Raw genomic sequence first — 17,691 nt, forward strand, 5'->3', positions numbered from 1 at the left:
GAAGACGAGAAGAATTATGGCCAATTACAAGATTGCACTGAACTTCGAGGACGGAATAACACGCGTCATCGAATGCCCTGAGGGCGAGAAGGTGCTTGACGTCGCCTTTCGCAATAAGATCAATCTGCCTATGGATTGTTCCGATGGTGTGTGCGGCACCTGCAAATGCCGCGCTGAAAGCGGCAGCTACGATCTAGGCGAAGACTACATCGAGGACGCCCTCACCGCTGGTGAAGCAGCCGAAGGGCTCGTGCTGACTTGCCAGATGGTGCCAGCGAGCGACTGCGTAATTGCCGTCCCAACAACCTCGACGGCCTGCAAGATTGTCCAGCAGAAATTTTCCGCCACAGTCGCAAAGGTCGTATCGCACAATGACGCGGCGATCGTCTTAGAAATGGATGTGCAGGATGTCGTGCCCGCCTTTTTACCCGGGCAATATGTCAATATCGATGTTCCGGGGAGCGGCCAGCACCGATCCTATTCCTTCAGCTCCGCCCCTGGCGAGCGCCGCATCGGTTTTCTCATAAAGAAAATTTCAGGCGGCGTGATGAGCACTTGGCTAGAGCAAGCGCAGCCCGGTCAAAAATTGCAATTTGCTGGTCCCTTGGGCAGCTTTTATCTGAGGGAAGTCAAGCGTCCGCTATTATTCCTTGCAGGAGGTACGGGTCTGGCACCTTTTCTATCGATGTTAGAGGTGCTCGCGCAGAGCAATTCAGAACAAAGTGTGCACTTGCTCTACGGTGTTACGCGTGATCTCGATCTCGTGTTGGTCGATGAAATCGAGGCGTATTCACGAAGGCTGTCGAACTTCAGCTTCACAACGGTTGTGGCGGACGAGGTCTCGAAACATCCCCGAAAAGGCTGGGTGACGCAACATATCTTGCCAGAGGTGCTCAATGGCGGTGACGTGGATGTCTATCTGTGCGGTCCCCCGCCAATGGTTGATGCCGTGCGTGGGTACTTCGACAGTCAGGGGGTCAAGCCCAATAGCTTCCACTACGAAAAGTTTACCCCCAATATCGTGACGGGAGCGGTTGCATGAGTACGCAAACATTCGCTGGTCGTTTTGCAGACAAGGTGCTTATTGTTACCGGGGCCGCCCAGGGCATTGGCCGCGCTGTAGCTTTACGTGCAGCGAGAGAGGGCGGGAAGGTTTTACTAGTTGATCGCTCGCCCCTCGTTTCTGAAGTCGCACTTGAAGCTGAGGGAGCGGAGGTTGCAACATTTGCTTGTGATCTCGAGTCCTACCAAGGCGCCCACTCGGCCATGCAGTTCGCGACCGAGACTTTCGGTGGCATTGACATCTTGATCAACAATGTCGGTGGCGCAATCCGTATGCGCCCCTTCGCTGAGTTTGAACCCCCACAGATCGACGCAGAAATCAGGCGCTCGCTTATGCCGACCCTATATTGCTGTCACGCAGTTCTGCCGCATTTATTCGCTCGCAACGGGGGGACGATCGTAAATGTCTCCTCAAATGCCACCCGCGGCATTCATCGCATGCCGTATTCCGCCGCTAAGGGCGGCGTGAACGCACTGACGCAGTCGCTCGCCATGGAACTTGCCGGACGAAATATCCGCGTGGTTGCGACGGCGCCGGGTGGTACTGAAGCGCCACCACGCCGTATTCCGCGCAACGCTGCTGGTGATAGTGAGGCCGAGAAAATTTGGATGGCCGAGGTTGTACAGCAAGTCAAACAGTCCAGCTTCATGAGGCGATATGGCACCATCGATGAACAGGCCGCGCCCATCCTTTTCCTGGCATCGGATGAAGCTTCCTATATTACCGGAAGTGTTCTCCCGGTTGCCGGTGGGGATCTTGGCTGATTTCCTTATGAAGAGTAACAGCGCCAAACAACAGCGAATACGCGGGAACGGAATGGCTGGCATGTTGCGTAGCCTGCGTAACGATACCTCTTTCTCTGCATCGGTAGCAGGCGTGATCGCAACGCTGATTTCCTTTGCTGGACCACTGGTCATCGTATTCCATGCGGCCGAAGGCTTGAGCCATGAACTTCTTGCATCCTGGGTATGGACTATTTCAACCGGTAGTGGGATTTTCGGCATCCTTTTGAGTCTCCGATACAGGGTGCCTGTGGTTATTGCCTGGTCGGCCCCCGGCTCCGCACTGCTAATTACACTCCTTCCATCCGTGGACTTCGCCGCGGCCACCGGCGCTTCCCTGGTTGCCAGCTTGGGAATTGTTGTCATTGGAATTACGGGCAGTTTCGACAGATTTGTCTCGAAACTGCCTCCTGGTATCTCTGCAGCTATGCTTTCTGCCATCCTGTTTGGGTTCGTCTCACACATGATCCTTGCGTTGCCGACCCATCCCTCGATGGCGGGGATGATGTTTGTAGCCTTGTTTGTCGGCAGGCGCTGGTTCCCACGCTATGTAGTAGTTGGCGTGCTAGTTGTGGGTGTGATGATCGCACTTGGCGAAGGCGAGATAACGGGATCCGTGCACTCAGTCGCGTTGACCCTGCCGACCTGGACGACGCCACATTTCGAATGGCAAGCAATCACCAATATTGCTGTACCGCTAGCCGTGGTCTCACTTACTGGTCAATGGCTCCCGGGAATGGCGGTGCTGCGGACCAATGGTTACCAGCGTCCAAATGCTAGCCCTTTGATTGCTTGGGTCGCTGCTGGCTCAGCCTTTTTGGCGCCGTTCGGATGTCATGGTTTGAACCTCGCTGCGATCACTGCCGCGATTTGCGCTGGTGAGGGAGCTCACGTGGACCGCTCCAGACGCTACGTCGCTGGAGTCGTCGGCGGTGTCTTGTATCTGGTTCTAGGCGCGTTCGCGGCTACGGTTTTATCATTCTTCGCTATGCTGCCAGAAGAGTTGATCGCGACCTTGGCTGGGTTAGCCCTTTTTCCCACAATCGCTGGCGCACTGGCAGCTTCGATGAGCGATCCCTTAGATCGAGATGCCGCGTTGGTGACGTTTATAGTCTCCGCCTCTGGCATGTCGCTATTCGGTTTGGGTGCGGCCTTCTGGAGCTTAGTATTTGGTCTTGCAACACATGGCCTCGTCAGATGGAAATCTGGCGACGGGCACTCGGTTATTTTGAACGAAAGGCGCTAAGGGGGGTGTGAGAATGACAACGCGCCAAGCAGTGATACCTGCGACTATGCAAGCGGTGTATGACAATATTGGTTATGCGCCAGGGGTAAAGGTGGGCAATACTGTCTACGTTTCGGGGCAGATTGGCCGCGACCAAAATATGCAACTGGTCGTCGACAGCAGAGCACAGGTTGAACAGGCTTTCGAGAATCTAAAACTGGTACTCGAGACGGCTGGAGCTTCATTAGCAGATGTCGTTGATCTGACTTCTTGGCATACGGACATGCGTGACTTGCCGTTATTCATGCAGGTGCGCGACCAGTATTTTGAAACACATCCACGGCCGGCATGGACAGCGATCGGCGCGCCCATGCTCGGAGGCGCGCCAGGCTACATAGTAGAAATCAAAGCCGTGGCTGTCCTTCAAAGTGCAGATTGAGTGAGGCTTAAGATGGTTGATATGCAGAGTCACTTCTTAGACCTTGGCACCCACCGGTTGCGATATCGACTCGCTGGGGAGACTGGTCCATGGCTGCTCTTCTCAAATTCCCTCGGTACCAACCTAAGTATGTGGGATGCGCAAATAGCTGACCTGTCGCATGAGTTCCGCATCCTACGGTACGATACCCGGGGGCACGGTGAATCTTCCGCTCCCCGGGCGCCCTATACCCTTGCCGAGCTCGGCGGGGACATCTTAGCATTGCTGGATGCATTGGACATCGATCGCGCCAATTTCTGTGGAATCTCTCTTGGCGGGTTAACAGGTCAGTGGCTCGGCATAAATGCAGCCGATCGTCTCGACAGAATCGTGCTTTGCGCGACGGCGGCAAGGATCGGCAGCGCAGAGAGCTGGAACGCACGTATCGTGACGGTGAAAGAAAAAGGTCTGTCGGTGTTAAGGGAAGCAACCTTGGAGCGTTGGTTTACGCCGCAATACTATCTCGCCGAACAAGATAAAGTCGATCGTCTACTTGAGAGCTTAATTAGTACGGCAGAGGAGGGATACATCGGCTGCTGCTCAGCCCTAGCTGCAGCAGACTTCCACGATAATCTTCCTGCAATATATCATAATGTACTGTGTATTTCAGGTGACAATGATCCGGTATGTCCCCCATCCGAACTGCAACAGATTGCCGCTAGTGTGCAGAATGGCCAACACTCGACATTGCCGGGCAAGCACATTGTCAATGTCGAGTCTGCCAAGTCTTTCAATAAAGTTGTTCGAGATTTCTTTCTCGAGCGGCAAGTGGCATCGAAAATGCATTCTCCAAACTGAAGGCCATGTTGCGAGGTCGGGCACAGCGAAAGATCAAAGCTCTCTGGGACGCGGTCGATGCTTGATCCCCGGCTTCACACCGGCTGAATCCGCAACTACTTCAGCGCCGCTGGATATGACCCGGATTGAACAGGATCTGCTCTAGCAGGTCACCATTGTCCAGAAACCAGTCCCGGTCCACGACCTCGCGTGTGTAGCCGACGCTGGCGGGCAACATATAATTTCATAAATAACCGCCGCCCAACAGCAGCATAACGTCGAAAACAGCCATCGGCGCACTAAGGCCTCGATCCCTTGCGGTTGAGAGTGTTTCTTCCGCCGTGATCACTGCCGCAACATCGTCTCGCGTCTGCAAGTAGTCAACCTCGACCACGGACGCACCTAAAGTATGCCTCCGCCAAAGGCCGTCTGCCGTGATCTGCTGATTGGCTTTAAGTCCATGCCTTATGTCATGCTCTACAATCATTTCCCCCATTGAGGTCTTGTCCGCCGATGATCTTGGTCGCCGTCGGGATTGGTCGGACGAAGAGAAGGTCCGGATCGTCGAGGAGAGCCTGCAGGGGTTTCGACAGGGTTCGGCGACGGCGCGGCGATATGGATTGTCGCGATCGTTGTTGACGAGCTGGCGTCGTCAGTACCGAAGCGGGCTTCTGAGCGTCTCCGCGTCAACAGGCTTCGTGCCGCTTACGATTTCGCCGCCGCCGCCGGCATCGTCCGAGATGGCCGCGCCGCCCCGGCCTGACGACGACAAGACGATCGAGATCGGCCTGCCGAACGGCCGACGGCTCACGATCCCGTCCTCGCTTGACCCAGCCATCCTTGCCCGCCTGTTGCCCGTCGTGGATGCCTCATGATCGCCTTTCCAGCCGGGGTGAAGGTATGGATCGCGGGTGGGGTTACGGACATGCGCTGCGGCATGAACAGCCTGGCGCTGAAGGTTCAGCAAGGCCTTGGCCGCGATCCTCATGGCGGCGAAGTCTTCTGCTTTCGGGGTCGCAAGGGCGATCTGATCAAGGTCCTGTGGCATGACGGGATTGGCATGTCGCTCTACATAAAGCGCCTTGAGGCTGGCAAGTTCATCTGGCCGGTAAGTCAAAATGGCTCCGCCGTGCCCGTATCGTCGGCGCAGTTGGGATATCTCCTGGAGGGGATCGACTGGCGCAATCCACGCTGGACGCAACGGCCTTCCAAGGCAGGCTGATCGCTTAGAATCCACTGTTTTTGTTGGGCTTCGGCGTGTTCCATGATAGCTTTCGGCCATGGATGATGCTGCTTCGGAGATAGCCAGATTGCGCGCTGCGCTCGCGGCATCGGAAGCGCGTGCCGCCTCCGCCGAGGCCGATCTCGCACAGGTGCGCGCCGTCGTGACGACATCGGAGGCGATGATCCGGCACCTCAAGCTCGAGATCGCCAAGATGCGTCGCGAGCAATTTGGCCAGAGTTCGGAACGGCGTGCCCGGCTGATCGACCAGATGGAGCTGCAGCTCGAAGAACTCGAAGCCGATGCCACTGAGGACGAGATCGCGGCGGAACGCGTGGCAGCGAAGATCACAAATGTCTCCGCCTTCGAACGCCGCCGGCCGACCCGCAAGCCGTTTCCCGAGCACCTGCCGCGCGAGCGCCTGGTCATCGAAGCTCCCACGCAATGCACCTGCTTCGGCTCGGCCCGGATCGTGAAGATGGGCGAGGACATCACCGAGACGCTGGAGGCGATCCCGCGCCAGTGGAAGGTGATCCAGACGGTGCGCGAGAAGTTCACTTGCCGGGATTGCGAGAGGATCAGCCAGCCACCGGCTCCCTTCCATGCCACACCGCGCGGATGGGCGGGACCGAACCTGCTGGCGACGATCCTGTTCGAGAAGTTCGGCCAGCATCAGCCCTTGAACCGCCAGGCCGAGCGCTACGCCAGGGAAGGCGTCGATCTCAGCCTCTCCACGCTGGCCGATCAGGTTGGCGCTTGCGCGACGGCGCTGCAGCCGATCCATGACCTGATCCGCGCCCATGTTCTGGCAGCCGTTCGGCTGCATGGTGACGACACCACCGTGCCGCTCCTGGCCAGGGGAGCAACACGGCAGGCAAGGTTATGGACCTATGTGCGCGATGATCGTCCGTTTGCAGGCGGTGCGCCGCCTGCGGCACTCTTCTACTTCTCACCCGATCGTGAGAAGACCCATCCCAATCGGCATCTCGCCGAGTGGCATGGCACCCTCCAAGCAGATGCATACGGCGGCTATAACGATCTCTATCGTGCCGATCGAAGCCCGGGGCCGGTCAAGAGCGCGCTCTGCTGGAGCCATGCGCGGCGCAAGTTCTTCGAACTGGCTGACATCGCCGGCAACGTGCGCGAGGGCAAGCCCGCCCATGAGATATCTCCTGTCGCGCTTGAGGCCGTGGCCCGCATTGACGCGCTCTTCGACATCGAGCGCGGCATAAACGGCATGTCCGTCGAGGAACGGCGTGCCGCTCGGCCCTCACCGGATGGATACTACCTAAAGCAGCCATTCATTGACAAGAAGCCGGCCACTGCTCTGCCCGGCCGGGCATTATGACTCGCTTGCTGAATACTGTCCTTTTCTTTGCTCTTTCTTCATAATATAAGGCGCGCCGACGACGGAGCGCGCCTCTGATGCTGCGAGTTAGGTATTGGCGACGGTAGCCTGGACCTCTGGACTGCGGGCTTCATAAAGGGCCTGTTCTGCCTCCGGTGTAATGCCATTTCGCCGTTGCCAGCCGGCCAGCCAGGCGACCACGAAGGGCATGGTGAAGGCGGTGCAAACGACTGCCGTTGCGACTTGGGCTGTCGCCATCTCCTGAAACGGGAGGATAGACGGATCGATGGCGGCAAGGGCGGCAGGGGTCGCAATGGCATTTCCGGCCGTGCTCGCTTCTGCCGCACCGGCGATTACGTTGCGTGTTGAGCGAGGATGGCCCCGTAGGACATGCCACAGCCACAGGCACAATACTGCAGCCCCACCGGACAGGACGACGGTCATCAACCCGAGCAAAATGCCGATCGCCCCTGAGGTCAGCAATACATCGAACTTGATACCCGCTCCGATAGCAAAGGCCGCAAACGGGATAATCAGCTTTTCACCTGGGCCGAGAAACGCCTTGGCAGTTGGGCTCGTATTGCCTAAGACGAAGCCGAATATCATCGGGAAAACCGCGGCAAAGAGCGCCAGCGCCGGAAACGCTGCCAGGCCAGCAGCGCCCAAGGCAATCATTGTCAGGAAAGGACCATCGTTGATCGAAAGCACCGAAATGGCGCCCTTGTCACTTGAATTGCCGAACTGGCTGGTCAACGCCACGAACAACGAGCCGTTCGAGTTCGACATGGCGGCGATAATCGCGAGCGGCAACATCCCCCACAAAGTCCCGTCGGGCATGACGAATGCCACAGATAGCCCGAAAGCAACGGCGACGCCGAATTTCGCAAGCAGAAGAACAATCCCCTTCTCAACGGCAGGAAGTGCGGCGCGTAGATCGATCTGCGAACCGACACACACGAAGAAAAGCCCGATAAGTACGGCTGTGCCGCTTTTGAACAGGGCGGTGGTAAAACTCCCGATTTCAAGTGCCTGAGGCGCCAGGCTGGCAACAACAGCTCCCAAGAAAAGTGGTACGATCATCAACGCACCGGGAATCCGGCCAAGCTGCTTTAGTAAAGTCTCCATGGGGGCTCCTCCGTCAAAATTTTCAGTGTAGTGCGGCGCCCTTGCGCGAACGGCGTACTTTCCCGAGAATCAGGTTCTGGCTATACATCGTCCCCACCGACAACTTTGCGGTCGATGGTTGGCAAGAGTTGATCAAATGGGCTTCACGTGCTCGACGAACGGGCTAAAGTGCGTGGCGAAGCAGAGCGAGGGCTAAAGATCTATTCAAGGCTGATAGTGGCCGCAGGCGCCGTTTTCCGTCCAACACTATTTAGGTAGTTTTCAATACCTAAATTGCATAATGCGGGACGGTGAACCGTCATAGCAAGTTAGAGTAGAGCGAATGAAGAAGCGGATTTATTGGCATCTAGTTCTGTCTAACGCATTGTTACCGTTCGAATGCGAAGTTATCATTGCATCGATGATGCAACTCACCGCGTGATTGGCTCGCGCCAATATCTGGGCATTTACAATGACGTAAGCCGTTGCCAACGGCTCTATGCGACATAAGTGGCGTGAAGCTGCTGTAGCTATACATGCCTTCACCTTGATGGGAATCGAACTAACGACTGCTAAAACTTTCGCCGCGTTGGGGCTACCGATTTGGCCCCCAGCTGCATGGTACATCTACCATTTAGACGCGCTCTACCTTCGGGAAGTCCAATGTCGTGCCGACGATGTTGTTTACGCTGTTGGTGAGGATGTTAACGGCGACATGTGCTACTGTTTCCAGGATCTCCGCATCCGAAAGTCCATAGGAACGGGCAGTTTCCAGGGCTGGCGCTGAGGCTTGCCCATGCGTCGCGTTGACGGCAAGTGCCAGATCAAGGACAGCTTGGATCTTTGAATCTGACGTACGACCGGATTGAGCGGAGGCGCGGTCTTCTGCCGAAACGCCGACTGCACGCGCCGCACCGGTGTGGGCGACAACGCAGTAGTCACAGCCATTGGCCGCTGCAATAGCGATCGCAATCTGCTCCTGAGCCTGCGGGCTTAGCACCCCATCATGCAGAAAGCGCTTGCTGCCGGTGTACACGTCCAGCACGGCCGGAGCATGCGCGAGAACGCGGAACAAGTTTGGCACCTTCCCCATGGAAGCTTTTGCTCCGGCAAAGATCTCGGCAACATGCGGTGTGACGTCTGCATTGTTGGTTTCCGCGCAGAACTGAGCCGGTTAGGCGCATAATTTCCATTGAGAATTGAGCCATGTGAACCTTCCCCCAACGCGGAGAGCGACGGGGGCAACGGAGTGATCCACATGGGACTTTTAAACATCATCCGTCGGATGGCGCTGCGCGAGAAGCAGTCGATCCGCGAGATCAGCCGGCGCACGGGACTGTCGCGGAACACGATCGCGAAGTATCTGAACGCTGGTACAATCGAACCAACATTCACGGTACCGGAACGGCCTAGCAAGCTTGACCCTTTTGCCGACAAGCTGGCGGCCTGGCTGAAGACAGAGGCCGGGAAGTCGCGCAAGCAGCGACGAACACTGAAGCAGGTTCATGCCGATCTGGTGGCTCTCGGCTTTACCGGCTCCTATGGTCGGGTTGCCGCCTTCGCCCGTGATTGGCGAGCGGAACGACAACGTGAGCAGCAGACGACGGGCCGCGGCATATTTGTTCCGCTGTCTTTCCGCCCAGGCGAAGCATTCCAATTCGATTGGATTGAGGACTATGCCGTCATTGGCGGCGAGCGCACGAAGCTGCAGGTCGCGCATATCAAGCTATCGCACAGTCGGGCTTTTCTGGTCAGGGCGTATCTGCTGCAAACGCACGAGATGCTCTTCGACGCCCATTGGCACGGCTTCCGTGTGTTCGGCGGCGTCCCTGCTCGCGGCATCTACGATAATATGAAGACAGCGGTCGATCGCGTCGGCCGGGGCAAGGAGCGACAGGTCAACATCCGGTTCCTTGCGATGACGAACCACTACGTTTTTGCGCCAGAGTTCTGCAATCCCGCCGCAGGCTGGGAGAAGGGACAGGTCGAGAAGAACGTTCAGGATGCCCGACCACGCCTGTGGCAACAGATGCCGGACTTCCCGGATTTGGCAGCGTTGAATCTGTGGCTGGAGCAGCATTGCCAGGACCTGTGGCAGGAGACACCACACGGGAGTCTGCCCGGTTCGATCGCCGATGTTTGGGCTGATGAGCAGCCTGCTTTGATGGCATTGCCCGCGATGTTTGACGGCTTCGTCGAGCAGAGCAAGCGTGTCTCGCCGACATGCCTGATCACCTTCGAACGGAACCGCTACAGCGTGCCGGCCTCCTTTGCTAACCGGCCCGTCAGCCTGCGGATTTATCCTGAGCGGCTGGTCGTTGCAGCCGAGGGCAATATCCTCTGCGAACATCCACGGATCATAGAACGCAGTCACGACAAACCACCGCGAACGATTTATGACTGGCGGCATTACCTTGCCGTCATCCAGCGCAAGCCTGGTGCCCTGCGCAATGGTGCTCCCTTCCTGGAATTGCCGCTGGGCTTTCGACAACTGCAGGACCAGATGCTTCGCCGCCCCCGTGGTGATCGTGAGATGGCTGATATCCTTGCTCTCGTCCTTCATCACGACGAACAGGTCGTCCTCCGCGCTGTGGACTCGCCCTAGATGCTGGCGTGGCAACCAAGACCCATGTGTTGAACCTGCTGCATCGGCTGATCGACGGCAAAACCACCGATGGTCCCGATATCGACACACCACAGGCGCTGACCTTGCTGCGCGAACCCAGGGCCAACGTTGAACGCTACGATGGCTTGCGTGTCCGGATCGTGGGAGGTCGCCATGCGTCATGATCCCGCCAGCGCCGCCGTCGTCATCATGCTGCGTAGCCTGAAGATGTATGGCATGGCCCAAGCGGTCACCGACCTGATCGAGCAAGGAGCACCAGCCTTCGATGCGGCCGTGCCGATCCTGTCTCAGTTGCTGAAAGCCGAGATGGCCGAGCGCGAGGTTCGCTCGATTGCCTATCATATGAAGGCTGCACGCTTCCCGGCCTACAAGGACATCTCCGGATACGACTTCGCCGCCAGCGAGATCAACGAAGCGACGGTACGCCAACTGCACTGGTGTGAGTTCATGGACGGAGCGCAGAACATTGTCCTCGTCGGCGGACCAGGCACCGGCAAAACCCATATCGCGACCGCCCTTGGCGTCCAGGCCATCGAGCATCATCGTCGGAAAGTCCGCTTCTTCTCGACCATTGAATTGGTCAATGCGCTCGAGCAGGAAAAGGCCAGAGGCAAGGCTGGCCAGATCGCCGAAACGTTGGTCCGTCTCGATCTGCTGATCCTGGATGAGCTCGGATACCTTCCGTTCAGCGCGTCGGGGGGAGCGCTGCTCTTCCACCTGCTGAGCAAGCTTTATGAGCGCACCAGCGTCATCATCACCACCAACCTCAGCTTCAGCGAATGGGCTACCGTCTTCGGCGACGCTAAAATGACCACCGCTTTGCTCGACCGCCTGACCCACCGTTGCCACATCCTGGAAACAGGAAACGACAGCTTCCGCTTCAAGGCCAGTTCGGCCGCAGCAGCACAGAAGAGAGGAGAAAAGGCCAATCCCTTGACCAAAGCCTGATCAGAAAACCATACTCAGAGGCGGCTCACTTCTCGGTGGAAAAACCGGCTCAGTTCTGCGTGGAAACCAACACCTTCTGGTAGGTCTTACCGGCTTTCGTAAGAAAGACAGCAAAATCAGGACGTGTCCTGTCTAATCGGGTTTCTCGAATTAGAGTAAGGTCGCCTACTTTGTAAATTTCACTAAGTTGGACCAGCAAGTTGGCGACGGGCGTTGTGAGCTGAGCTTCCGGTTCACCAGGGACAGCAGATTTGGCTGCATCATTCAAAGCCTTGGAGTACTCTGACGCAACTTGCTTAAGGGTTTGCATCATCTGCTTTCTAAAGGGAGCACGGTGCTCAAACTTACTGTAGTGAGGCAAAAGGCCTGCCCTTATGTCTCTCATAATAAGAGGTATTTAAAGCTCGAAACTATATTTTTTAGAAAATTACGTCGTGAGGCAGGCCGCGCTCCGCGGAATGGGCACTGGGATTCAACCAAGGGTTAATCCCGAGATTTCGGATAGTCTATAGGATACTCCATGCCCGAAACCTCCCCCTCCCCGTCATCTCCCTGAGCCCCAGCTCCAAAACAATACGCCGCGCGCCTTGCGGCGTCACCTCGAGCGTTTTTGCCACCATCCCGGCCGACACCAATGGCTTCGCCATGACCAGCTCGACCAGCTCCGGCAGCTTTGACGAGGCCCGCCGCCCCGCCAGCTTGCGTTCCATCATTTGCCGCGCCAGCGCCAACCGATTATGCTCCTTCAGCCCGATCTCGGCGGTCGCCAAAAACCCGTGAGCGATCGCCAGCAGGCGCGTTTCCCGGTTGCGATGGCGGCGGCGATCGACGGGGATGGTTTTCAGGCCGAGATTGATGGCTGCGAGGTGACCACCTGATGTGACACCACCCTGGCGCAGGATGGCGGCGGTGAGCAGCCGGCCCATCCAGGCGGCATGCTGCAGAACGCCGATCTCGTTCCAGGCATCAAGCGCGACGATCGCCTGCAGCACCGCCGGAAACTCTTGCGTCCCGCGCAGCACGGCCCGCCATTCCTCCAGCCGCGCATCCTCATCCCAATCCAGATCATAGACCAATGGGTCGCGTTCGCGGCCGGCGCCCGAGGCCGGGGCCGGAGCCCGGCCTGGCTTCTTCGCTTGTTCGATCGCCGCTTCGGAACGCGCCAGCAGCGCATCGATGGCGGCGAGCTCGGCATCCAGGGCGTCCTCGCCAGCCTCACCGTCCACCGCACTGACCTCCGCCCCCTCCCCTTCCCCGGCACCCACTTCACCCGCGGTGGGCTGGTCGGCCACGCCGGTGCCCCCATCACCCAAAGATGCCCCGGCCCACGGCCGGCGCAGGCCGCGCAGGCCCTCTTCAGACAGAGCCCACGCAGGTGGATGGTCAGCAATCCGGCGCCGTGTGCGCAGCACGTCGCGGGCGATGGTGAGTTCGTGGGTTGGGGTGCGGATGTCTCGCAGACTGTCGTGGAGGACGAGGTCTTCGAGGTGGACGAGTTCGCCGTCGATCCACAGGGAGGCGCAGGCGTCGGTGAAGTTTTGGCGTTCGAGCCAGCCCGGACCGACGGGGGAGCGGGCGATGCGCTCGTCGAGGCGGGCGAGGGCGCTGCTGGCGTCGGCGACAGGTTTCAGCAGTACCTGGAGCAAATCCGGTGGCAGCAGGGATTCCTGTTTCCGGTAAATCATGATTCACTTCCGTAATGACGAAGCGCCGCCTGCCCATGGCCGAGCATGCTGACACGCTGTCGCTGAAGGCGCTGCGAGAGCTTGTAACCGGTCTGGTGGAGCGGGCTGATCGGGCAGACGCCCGGATTGAGAAGCTCGAAGCGGAAAACCACCAGCTTCGAGCCGAAAACGATCAGCTCAGGCTCGAAAACACCCGGCTGAAGGTCGACAACCAGCTTCTGCGTGACGAGATCGCGCGGCTGAAAAACCTGCCGCCCCGCCCGCCCTTCAGACCGTCGGGCATGGAACGGGCAACGAGTGACAAGCCGGCTTCCGGCAGCCCAAGGCCTGCGCCGCCACGCGGTCCGAAGAACGACACGAAGCGCGTGACGCGTGAAGAGGTGCTGGCTGCCAGTGTACCGGCCGGATCGCGTTTCAAGGGCTACAAGGACTGCTTCGTCCGTGACCTGGTGCTGCGGGTCGAGGTGGTGCGCTATCGCCGCGAATACTGGGTCGCTCCGGATGGGCGCATGATCATCGCGCCGCTGCCTGCGGGGATACGAGGTGGTTTTGGGCCCAATCTGCGGCGCTTCTGCCTGATGCTTCACGCCCATGGGCAGGTCACGACGCAGCGACTGACGACGTTGCTGAACGACGTCGGTGTGGAGATCTCCAAACGCCAGGTGGTCCGCTTTCTGACAGAGAGGCTGGATGGCTTTCATGCGGAGGATGCCGCCGTGCTGCATGCCGGCCTCGTCTCGGCGCCCTATGTGACGGCCGACGACACCGGTGCCCGTCACGCCAACCGCAATTTTCATACGACGCAGATCGGCGGCGAGCATTTCACTGCCTTTCGCACGGCGCCGGCGAAGTCGCGGTTGAACTTCCTGGCGCTGCTGCGCGGCAACTATCAGGACTATGTCCTCAACGATGCCGCCTTCACCATTCTCGAAGACCGTCCGGTGGACCCCGCCCTTGCTGCCCGGCTGAAGAGAAGCGGACCGCGGCGGTTTGCCAATCAGGTGCCGTTTCTCCAGCATCTCGCCGAACATGGTATCGACATCCTCGACACCGAGACGCTTCGGCCGTTCGCCGAGGCTGGCATCTGGGGCGCCATTCGCCATCATGGTCTGGTTGGCAACGCGGTGATTGTCTCCGACGATGCCGGTCAGTTTCGCGTCGGCACCCATGCGCTGTGTTGGGTGCATGCCGAACGGCTGCTGCACAAGCTGATGCCGGCCACGCCACAGCAGGTGAAACAGGTCGAAACCCTGCGCGAACTGATCTGGCACTTTTACAAGGCCCTGAAAGCCTATCGACGAAGGCTTGACGCGCGTGCGGCACTGGGCCTGCAGGCGCGCTTCGACCGGATCTTTTCGATCCGCACCGGCTATGGCGAGCTCGACAAGCTGCTGCTTCGGCTCAGGCGCCGCAAGCCGGAACTGCTGCGGGTTCTGGAGCGGCCGGAGATCCCGCTGCACACCAATGCATCCGAGCGCGATCTGCGTGGCTTTGTCATCAAGCGCAAGATCTCTGGCGGCACGGTCAGTCGCAACGGCCGTCAGGCGCGCGACAGCCTGCTCGGCCTCTCGAAGACCTGCCAGAAGCTCGGCCTGTCGTTCTGGCACTATCTCGGCGACCGGCTGGGGATCTGCACATCGCGCCCAGCCATTCCCCCACTGGCCACCATGATCGTTGCCAGGTCCTGAGCGCATCACCGACGGTCTGGCTTTGGGAAGGACACGATCTTGCCGTCGTCGGACTGGATCTGACCCGCGGTATCGAGCACGTGGACGCCGGTGGGTTTCAGCAGTGTCGGCGAAACATTCCACTGTCGCTCATCATCGGCATGCACCGTCACCGTCTTCTTGTTGCGGCGGATGACGACACCACGAACCAGAACACCGCCAGGGCCTTCAAACTCCACGCCGCTTCCAACCCTGATTTCTTGTAGGGCCGCAGTGGTTCGCTGGTGATGCAAATACTGCAGACGCTCGACGATGCGCGCGTTGAGTTCGACGAGGGTTGCCTCGTCGAGGCTGTCAATATCGATCTGCCGCATGGGCTTGCGCCCTCCTCTCCTAATCCTGATCAGCTCCACCATGCCAACGGCCGCACCAGCAGGCGACGACCGGCCATGTTCCAGGCACTGCCACCGGATCTGCCCTGCTTACTTTCAGCAGGGTGGAGATGGGCAATTTTCCGAGATCGTAAGGCATTGTTTTTATGGCAAACGATGTCTTAAACGAAAGCTAGGGCGCCGCTACGGTTCCCCACATACTACAAAGAAGCCCGCGGCGGCTCACCGCCGATAAGTATTGCTTATCGTGGGTTATTGATTTCGACTTGCAAATGAGAAAATGTGGCCTTCGCCACGGGTTTTCAAAGCCCTCGTTGCGGCCACTTAGGAGTCTGAATGCCGTCCTCTTCGCAACAATCTGCCGTCGAACGTCGCGCCGAAGAGCTCGACACGATTGCCGCCGTCCTGCCGATGGAGCGACGCGACGAACTCGCCGAGTTGCTGACCGACCAGGATATCCAAACCCTAAAGCATCTGGTCAACGAGGGCATGGGCGAAAATACCCTTCGGGCACTCACGTCTGATCTCGCCTATCTACAGGCGTGGTCAATGGCGGCGGCAAAAACGTCGCTGCCTTGGCCGGCGCCTGAAGCGCTGCTGCTAAAGTTTGTCGCCCACCATCTGTGGGATCCTGAAAAGAAAAAGTCCGATCCGGACCACGGGATGCCGGAGGCCGTTTCCCAAAACCTCCGCGACCAGGGGTTTTTGCGCACCGCCGGACCGCATGCCCCAGATACCGTGCGCCGACGGCTGGCTTCCTGGTCAACGCTGACGAAATGGCGCGGGCTCTCCGGCGCCTTCGCCTCCCCTGCCCTCAAGTCGGCCATTCGCCTCGCCGTCCGGGCCACGCCACGGCCCCGGAAAAGGAAAAGCGCCAAGGCCGTCACCGGCGACGTCTTGGCCAAAATGCTGGCGACCTGCGCCACCGAAAACCTCCGCGATGTCAGGGACCGGGCGATCCTAATGGTCGCTTTCGCCTCGGGCGGCCGCCGGCGGCAGTGAGATTGCCGGCCTTCGCGTGGAGCAGATCACGGTCGAGCCACCGATCGAAACCGAGAGCGGCCCTCCCCTCCCCTCTCGTGCCATCCACCTTGGCCGCACAAAAACCTCGGGCGCCGATCATGACGAAGTCGTCTATCTCACCGGCCGGCCGGTCGAGGCGCTTGACGCCTGGATCGAAGCGGCGAAAATCGACAGTGGAAGCGTGTTCCGGAAAGTCGACCGGTGGGGGAATGTCTCGAAGCGGGCGCTGGAGCCGGGAGGCGTCAATGCCATTGTCAAGCAGCGGGCGGAGATGGCGGGGTTGGACAGTGGGGAGTTTTCAGCTCACGGACTGCGATCGGGCTATCTGACAGAGGCGGCCAATCGCGGCATACCCCTCCCAGAAGCAATGGAGCAGTCGCGACATAGGTCGGTCCAGCAGGCGTCGAGCTATTATAACAACGCCTCCCGGCGTAGTGGTCGCGCGGCCAGATTGCTTTGAGAGTTGAGTCTTGTCACTGCTTTCGAAGGTGGCCGGACCATCCCTTGCACACCGTCGGGTCGCACCCTTAGATCTTACCGTGCCGAGAGCGTTCTGCGATGCTGGAAAGATCGACTTTCTTGCCGGCGACATCCGCGACGATCTTCAAAGTCCCGCCCAGAGATTCGACATAGTCGCGAAGCGTCGACAGCTTCATGTCTGCGCGTTTCTCCAGTCTCGATACGTTGGTCTGCTTGAAACCGGTCCCAGCGGACACGTCTTCTTGTGTCCGTCCAGCAAGTGCCCGCAATTCACGCAGATTGTGCGCCGTTACGAGCTCCTCCGCCCGCTTTGCAACGGCGCGCTGTTCGTTATCGGGAAGCGTCTGTATCAGCTTGTCGAGATCATCCATGTTTCTTCTCCAACCCGCTCAAGTGCTCGTCATATCTTTTATCGGCCAGATCGATCAGCCGCTTGTAGAAGAGCTTCTGGCTCACACCGCTCTTCGAAGCCCCGCACAGAACCACAGCCTTCCGCTCCGGATCGAAAGCAAAGGCGAACCGCCACTGCTCTTTTAACACCCTGACACGCAGTTCTTTCATGTTCGCGTGCCTGGAGCCCTCAAGTGTGTCGACCTCAGGTCGCCCTAGCCGAAACCCCTTTTCCCGAAGCAGGACCAGATGCGCGAGCAACTCGATCCGAACATCGGCTGGAAGATCGGCGATCTCGCTCTTGAAGCGGTCGTGAAACTCGACCTTCCATTCCGTCATTTCATATCCTGAATGATATAGATACTTCGGGATATATAATCCAGATCGTCGCTCCGAGGCAATAGGTACATCTTTCCTCGACACGAGCGCACTCCCCGCGTCGACATGATCCTGCGTGAAGAACCTGATCGATCGTGCTTGC

The 17,691-nt window shown here is 58.7% G+C and carries 15 protein-coding genes and 4 pseudogenes; 13 read left to right on the top strand and 6 right to left on the bottom strand.

The features are described 5' to 3' along the window. Nucleotides 1-16 precede the first annotated feature (16 nt). The 9 genes and pseudogenes from benC to ASD54_RS25615 all read left to right on the top strand — a co-directional run. Nucleotides 17-1,042, top strand: coding sequence for a benzoate 1,2-dioxygenase electron transfer component BenC (gene benC, locus ASD54_RS25580; RefSeq protein WP_062557425.1), 1,026 nt, complete (start codon nucleotides 17-19; stop codon nucleotides 1,040-1,042). Continuing rightward, nucleotides 1,039-1,827, top strand: a complete 789-nt coding sequence (gene benD / locus ASD54_RS25585) for a benzoate diol dehydrogenase BenD (RefSeq protein ID WP_062557426.1) — start codon at nucleotides 1,039-1,041, stop codon at nucleotides 1,825-1,827. The genes benC and benD overlap by 4 nt, the downstream gene beginning before the upstream one ends. Next, nucleotides 1,820-3,091 carry a benzoate/H(+) symporter BenE family transporter gene (locus tag ASD54_RS25590; protein WP_200958494.1) on the top strand — a complete coding sequence of 424 codons (1,272 nt, stop codon included), beginning with the start codon at nucleotides 1,820-1,822 and terminating at the stop codon, nucleotides 3,089-3,091. The genes benD and ASD54_RS25590 overlap by 8 nt, the downstream gene beginning before the upstream one ends. A gap of 13 nt (nucleotides 3,092-3,104) precedes the next feature. Further along, nucleotides 3,105-3,509, top strand: coding sequence for a RidA family protein (locus ASD54_RS25595; protein ID WP_062557427.1), 405 nt, complete (start codon nucleotides 3,105-3,107; stop codon nucleotides 3,507-3,509). A 12-nt stretch (nucleotides 3,510-3,521) separates the two neighbouring features. Further along, nucleotides 3,522-4,346 carry a 3-oxoadipate enol-lactonase gene (gene pcaD, locus ASD54_RS25600; RefSeq protein WP_244484857.1) on the top strand — a complete coding sequence of 275 codons (825 nt, stop codon included), beginning with the start codon at nucleotides 3,522-3,524 and terminating at the stop codon, nucleotides 4,344-4,346. Beyond that, nucleotides 4,316-4,475: pseudogene (locus ASD54_RS26755) on the top strand (IS630 family transposase); the annotation flags it as partial. The gene pcaD and the pseudogene ASD54_RS26755, both read left to right, overlap by 31 nt. Nucleotides 4,476-4,828: 353 nt before the next feature. After that, nucleotides 4,829-5,200 (top strand): transposase, encoded by a 372-nt coding sequence (locus ASD54_RS25605; protein WP_244484858.1) that lies wholly within the window; start codon nucleotides 4,829-4,831, stop codon nucleotides 5,198-5,200. After that, entirely contained in the window at nucleotides 5,197-5,547 is a 351-nt protein-coding gene (gene tnpB / locus ASD54_RS25610) for an IS66 family insertion sequence element accessory protein TnpB (protein WP_062557429.1), read from the top strand. Before ASD54_RS25605 ends, tnpB begins: the two co-directional genes overlap by 4 nt. Nucleotides 5,548-5,605: 58 nt before the next feature. Further along, a pseudogene (locus ASD54_RS25615) lies at nucleotides 5,606-6,814 on the top strand (IS66 family transposase); the annotation flags it as partial. A gap of 168 nt (nucleotides 6,815-6,982) precedes the next feature. Here ASD54_RS25615 and ASD54_RS25620 read toward each other — a convergent pair. Next, on the bottom strand, nucleotides 6,983-8,020 hold the full coding sequence (locus tag ASD54_RS25620) for a 2-keto-3-deoxygluconate permease (protein ID WP_062557430.1): 1,038 nt from the start codon (nucleotides 8,018-8,020) through the stop codon (nucleotides 6,983-6,985). A 613-nt stretch (nucleotides 8,021-8,633) separates the two neighbouring features. After that, nucleotides 8,634-9,092 carry a carboxymuconolactone decarboxylase family protein gene (locus ASD54_RS25625; RefSeq protein ID WP_082547401.1) on the bottom strand — a complete coding sequence of 153 codons (459 nt, stop codon included), beginning with the start codon at nucleotides 9,090-9,092 and terminating at the stop codon, nucleotides 8,634-8,636. Between the two features lie 165 nt (nucleotides 9,093-9,257). Between ASD54_RS25625 and istA the strand changes: the two are divergent. After that, nucleotides 9,258-10,789 (top strand): annotated as a pseudogene (gene istA / locus ASD54_RS25630) (IS21 family transposase). Next, nucleotides 10,779-11,573: an IS21-like element helper ATPase IstB gene (gene istB, locus ASD54_RS25635; RefSeq protein WP_062557432.1), complete on the top strand. Its 795-nt coding sequence runs from the start codon at nucleotides 10,779-10,781 to the stop codon at nucleotides 11,571-11,573. The pseudogene istA and the gene istB overlap by 11 nt, the downstream one beginning before the upstream one ends. A 506-nt stretch (nucleotides 11,574-12,079) precedes the next feature. On the opposite strand, the gene ASD54_RS25645 is transcribed toward istB, so the two are convergent. Next, nucleotides 12,080-13,258, bottom strand: a complete 1,179-nt coding sequence (locus ASD54_RS25645) for an RHE_PE00001 family protein (RefSeq protein ID WP_062557434.1) — start codon at nucleotides 13,256-13,258, stop codon at nucleotides 12,080-12,082. 14 nt (nucleotides 13,259-13,272) lie between these two features. On the opposite strand from ASD54_RS25645, the gene ASD54_RS25650 reads away from it, so the two are divergent. After that, nucleotides 13,273-14,946, top strand: a complete 1,674-nt coding sequence (locus ASD54_RS25650) for a transposase (RefSeq protein WP_062557435.1) — start codon at nucleotides 13,273-13,275, stop codon at nucleotides 14,944-14,946. Between the two features lie 5 nt (nucleotides 14,947-14,951). On the opposite strand, the gene ASD54_RS25655 is transcribed toward ASD54_RS25650, so the two are convergent. Beyond that, entirely contained in the window at nucleotides 14,952-15,299 is a 348-nt protein-coding gene (locus ASD54_RS25655) for a hypothetical protein (protein ID WP_062557436.1), read from the bottom strand. Between the two features lie 354 nt (nucleotides 15,300-15,653). Here ASD54_RS25655 and ASD54_RS25660 point away from each other — a divergent pair. Further along, nucleotides 15,654-16,800: pseudogene (locus tag ASD54_RS25660) on the top strand (site-specific integrase). Between the two features lie 67 nt (nucleotides 16,801-16,867). On the opposite strand, the gene ASD54_RS25665 reads toward ASD54_RS25660, so the two are convergent. Both ASD54_RS25665 and ASD54_RS25670 read right to left on the bottom strand, forming a co-directional pair. Continuing rightward, nucleotides 16,868-17,191 carry a helix-turn-helix transcriptional regulator gene (locus ASD54_RS25665; protein ID WP_062557437.1) on the bottom strand — a complete coding sequence of 108 codons (324 nt, stop codon included), beginning with the start codon at nucleotides 17,189-17,191 and terminating at the stop codon, nucleotides 16,868-16,870. Continuing rightward, on the bottom strand, nucleotides 17,184-17,549 hold the full coding sequence (locus ASD54_RS25670) for a type II toxin-antitoxin system RelE/ParE family toxin (RefSeq protein WP_062557438.1): 366 nt from the start codon (nucleotides 17,547-17,549) through the stop codon (nucleotides 17,184-17,186). The genes ASD54_RS25665 and ASD54_RS25670 overlap by 8 nt, the downstream gene beginning before the upstream one ends. Between the last annotated feature and the right edge of the window lie 142 nt (nucleotides 17,550-17,691).

It is taken from the genome of Rhizobium sp. Root149 (genome assembly GCF_001427345.1).
Classification (GTDB): domain Bacteria; phylum Pseudomonadota; class Alphaproteobacteria; order Rhizobiales; family Rhizobiaceae; genus Neorhizobium; species Neorhizobium rhizoryzae.

Bases quoted from the DNA above. Each gene is read 5' to 3' on its own strand.
- ASD54_RS25620 (WP_062557430.1), bottom strand. From the start codon at position 8,020: ATGGAGACTTTACTAAAGCAGCTTGGCCGGATTCCCGGTGCGTTGATG.
- ASD54_RS25665 (WP_062557437.1), bottom strand. From the start codon at position 17,191: ATGGATGATCTCGACAAGCTGATACAGACGCTTCCCGATAACGAACAG.
- ASD54_RS25650 (WP_062557435.1), top strand. From the start codon at position 13,273: ATGACGAAGCGCCGCCTGCCCATGGCCGAGCATGCTGACACGCTGTCG.
- ASD54_RS25645 (WP_062557434.1), bottom strand. From the start codon at position 13,258: ATGATTTACCGGAAACAGGAATCCCTGCTGCCACCGGATTTGCTCCAG.
- ASD54_RS25595 (WP_062557427.1), top strand. From the start codon at position 3,105: ATGACAACGCGCCAAGCAGTGATACCTGCGACTATGCAAGCGGTGTAT.
- tnpB (WP_062557429.1), top strand. From the start codon at position 5,197: ATGATCGCCTTTCCAGCCGGGGTGAAGGTATGGATCGCGGGTGGGGTT.
- ASD54_RS25625 (WP_082547401.1), bottom strand. From the start codon at position 9,092: ATGGGGAAGGTGCCAAACTTGTTCCGCGTTCTCGCGCATGCTCCGGCC.
- ASD54_RS25670 (WP_062557438.1), bottom strand. From the start codon at position 17,549: ATGACGGAATGGAAGGTCGAGTTTCACGACCGCTTCAAGAGCGAGATC.
- benD (WP_062557426.1), top strand. From the start codon at position 1,039: ATGAGTACGCAAACATTCGCTGGTCGTTTTGCAGACAAGGTGCTTATT.
- istB (WP_062557432.1), top strand. From the start codon at position 10,779: ATGCGTCATGATCCCGCCAGCGCCGCCGTCGTCATCATGCTGCGTAGC.
- benC (WP_062557425.1), top strand. From the start codon at position 17: ATGGCCAATTACAAGATTGCACTGAACTTCGAGGACGGAATAACACGC.
- pcaD (WP_244484857.1), top strand. From the start codon at position 3,522: ATGGTTGATATGCAGAGTCACTTCTTAGACCTTGGCACCCACCGGTTG.
- ASD54_RS25655 (WP_062557436.1), bottom strand. From the start codon at position 15,299: ATGCGGCAGATCGATATTGACAGCCTCGACGAGGCAACCCTCGTCGAA.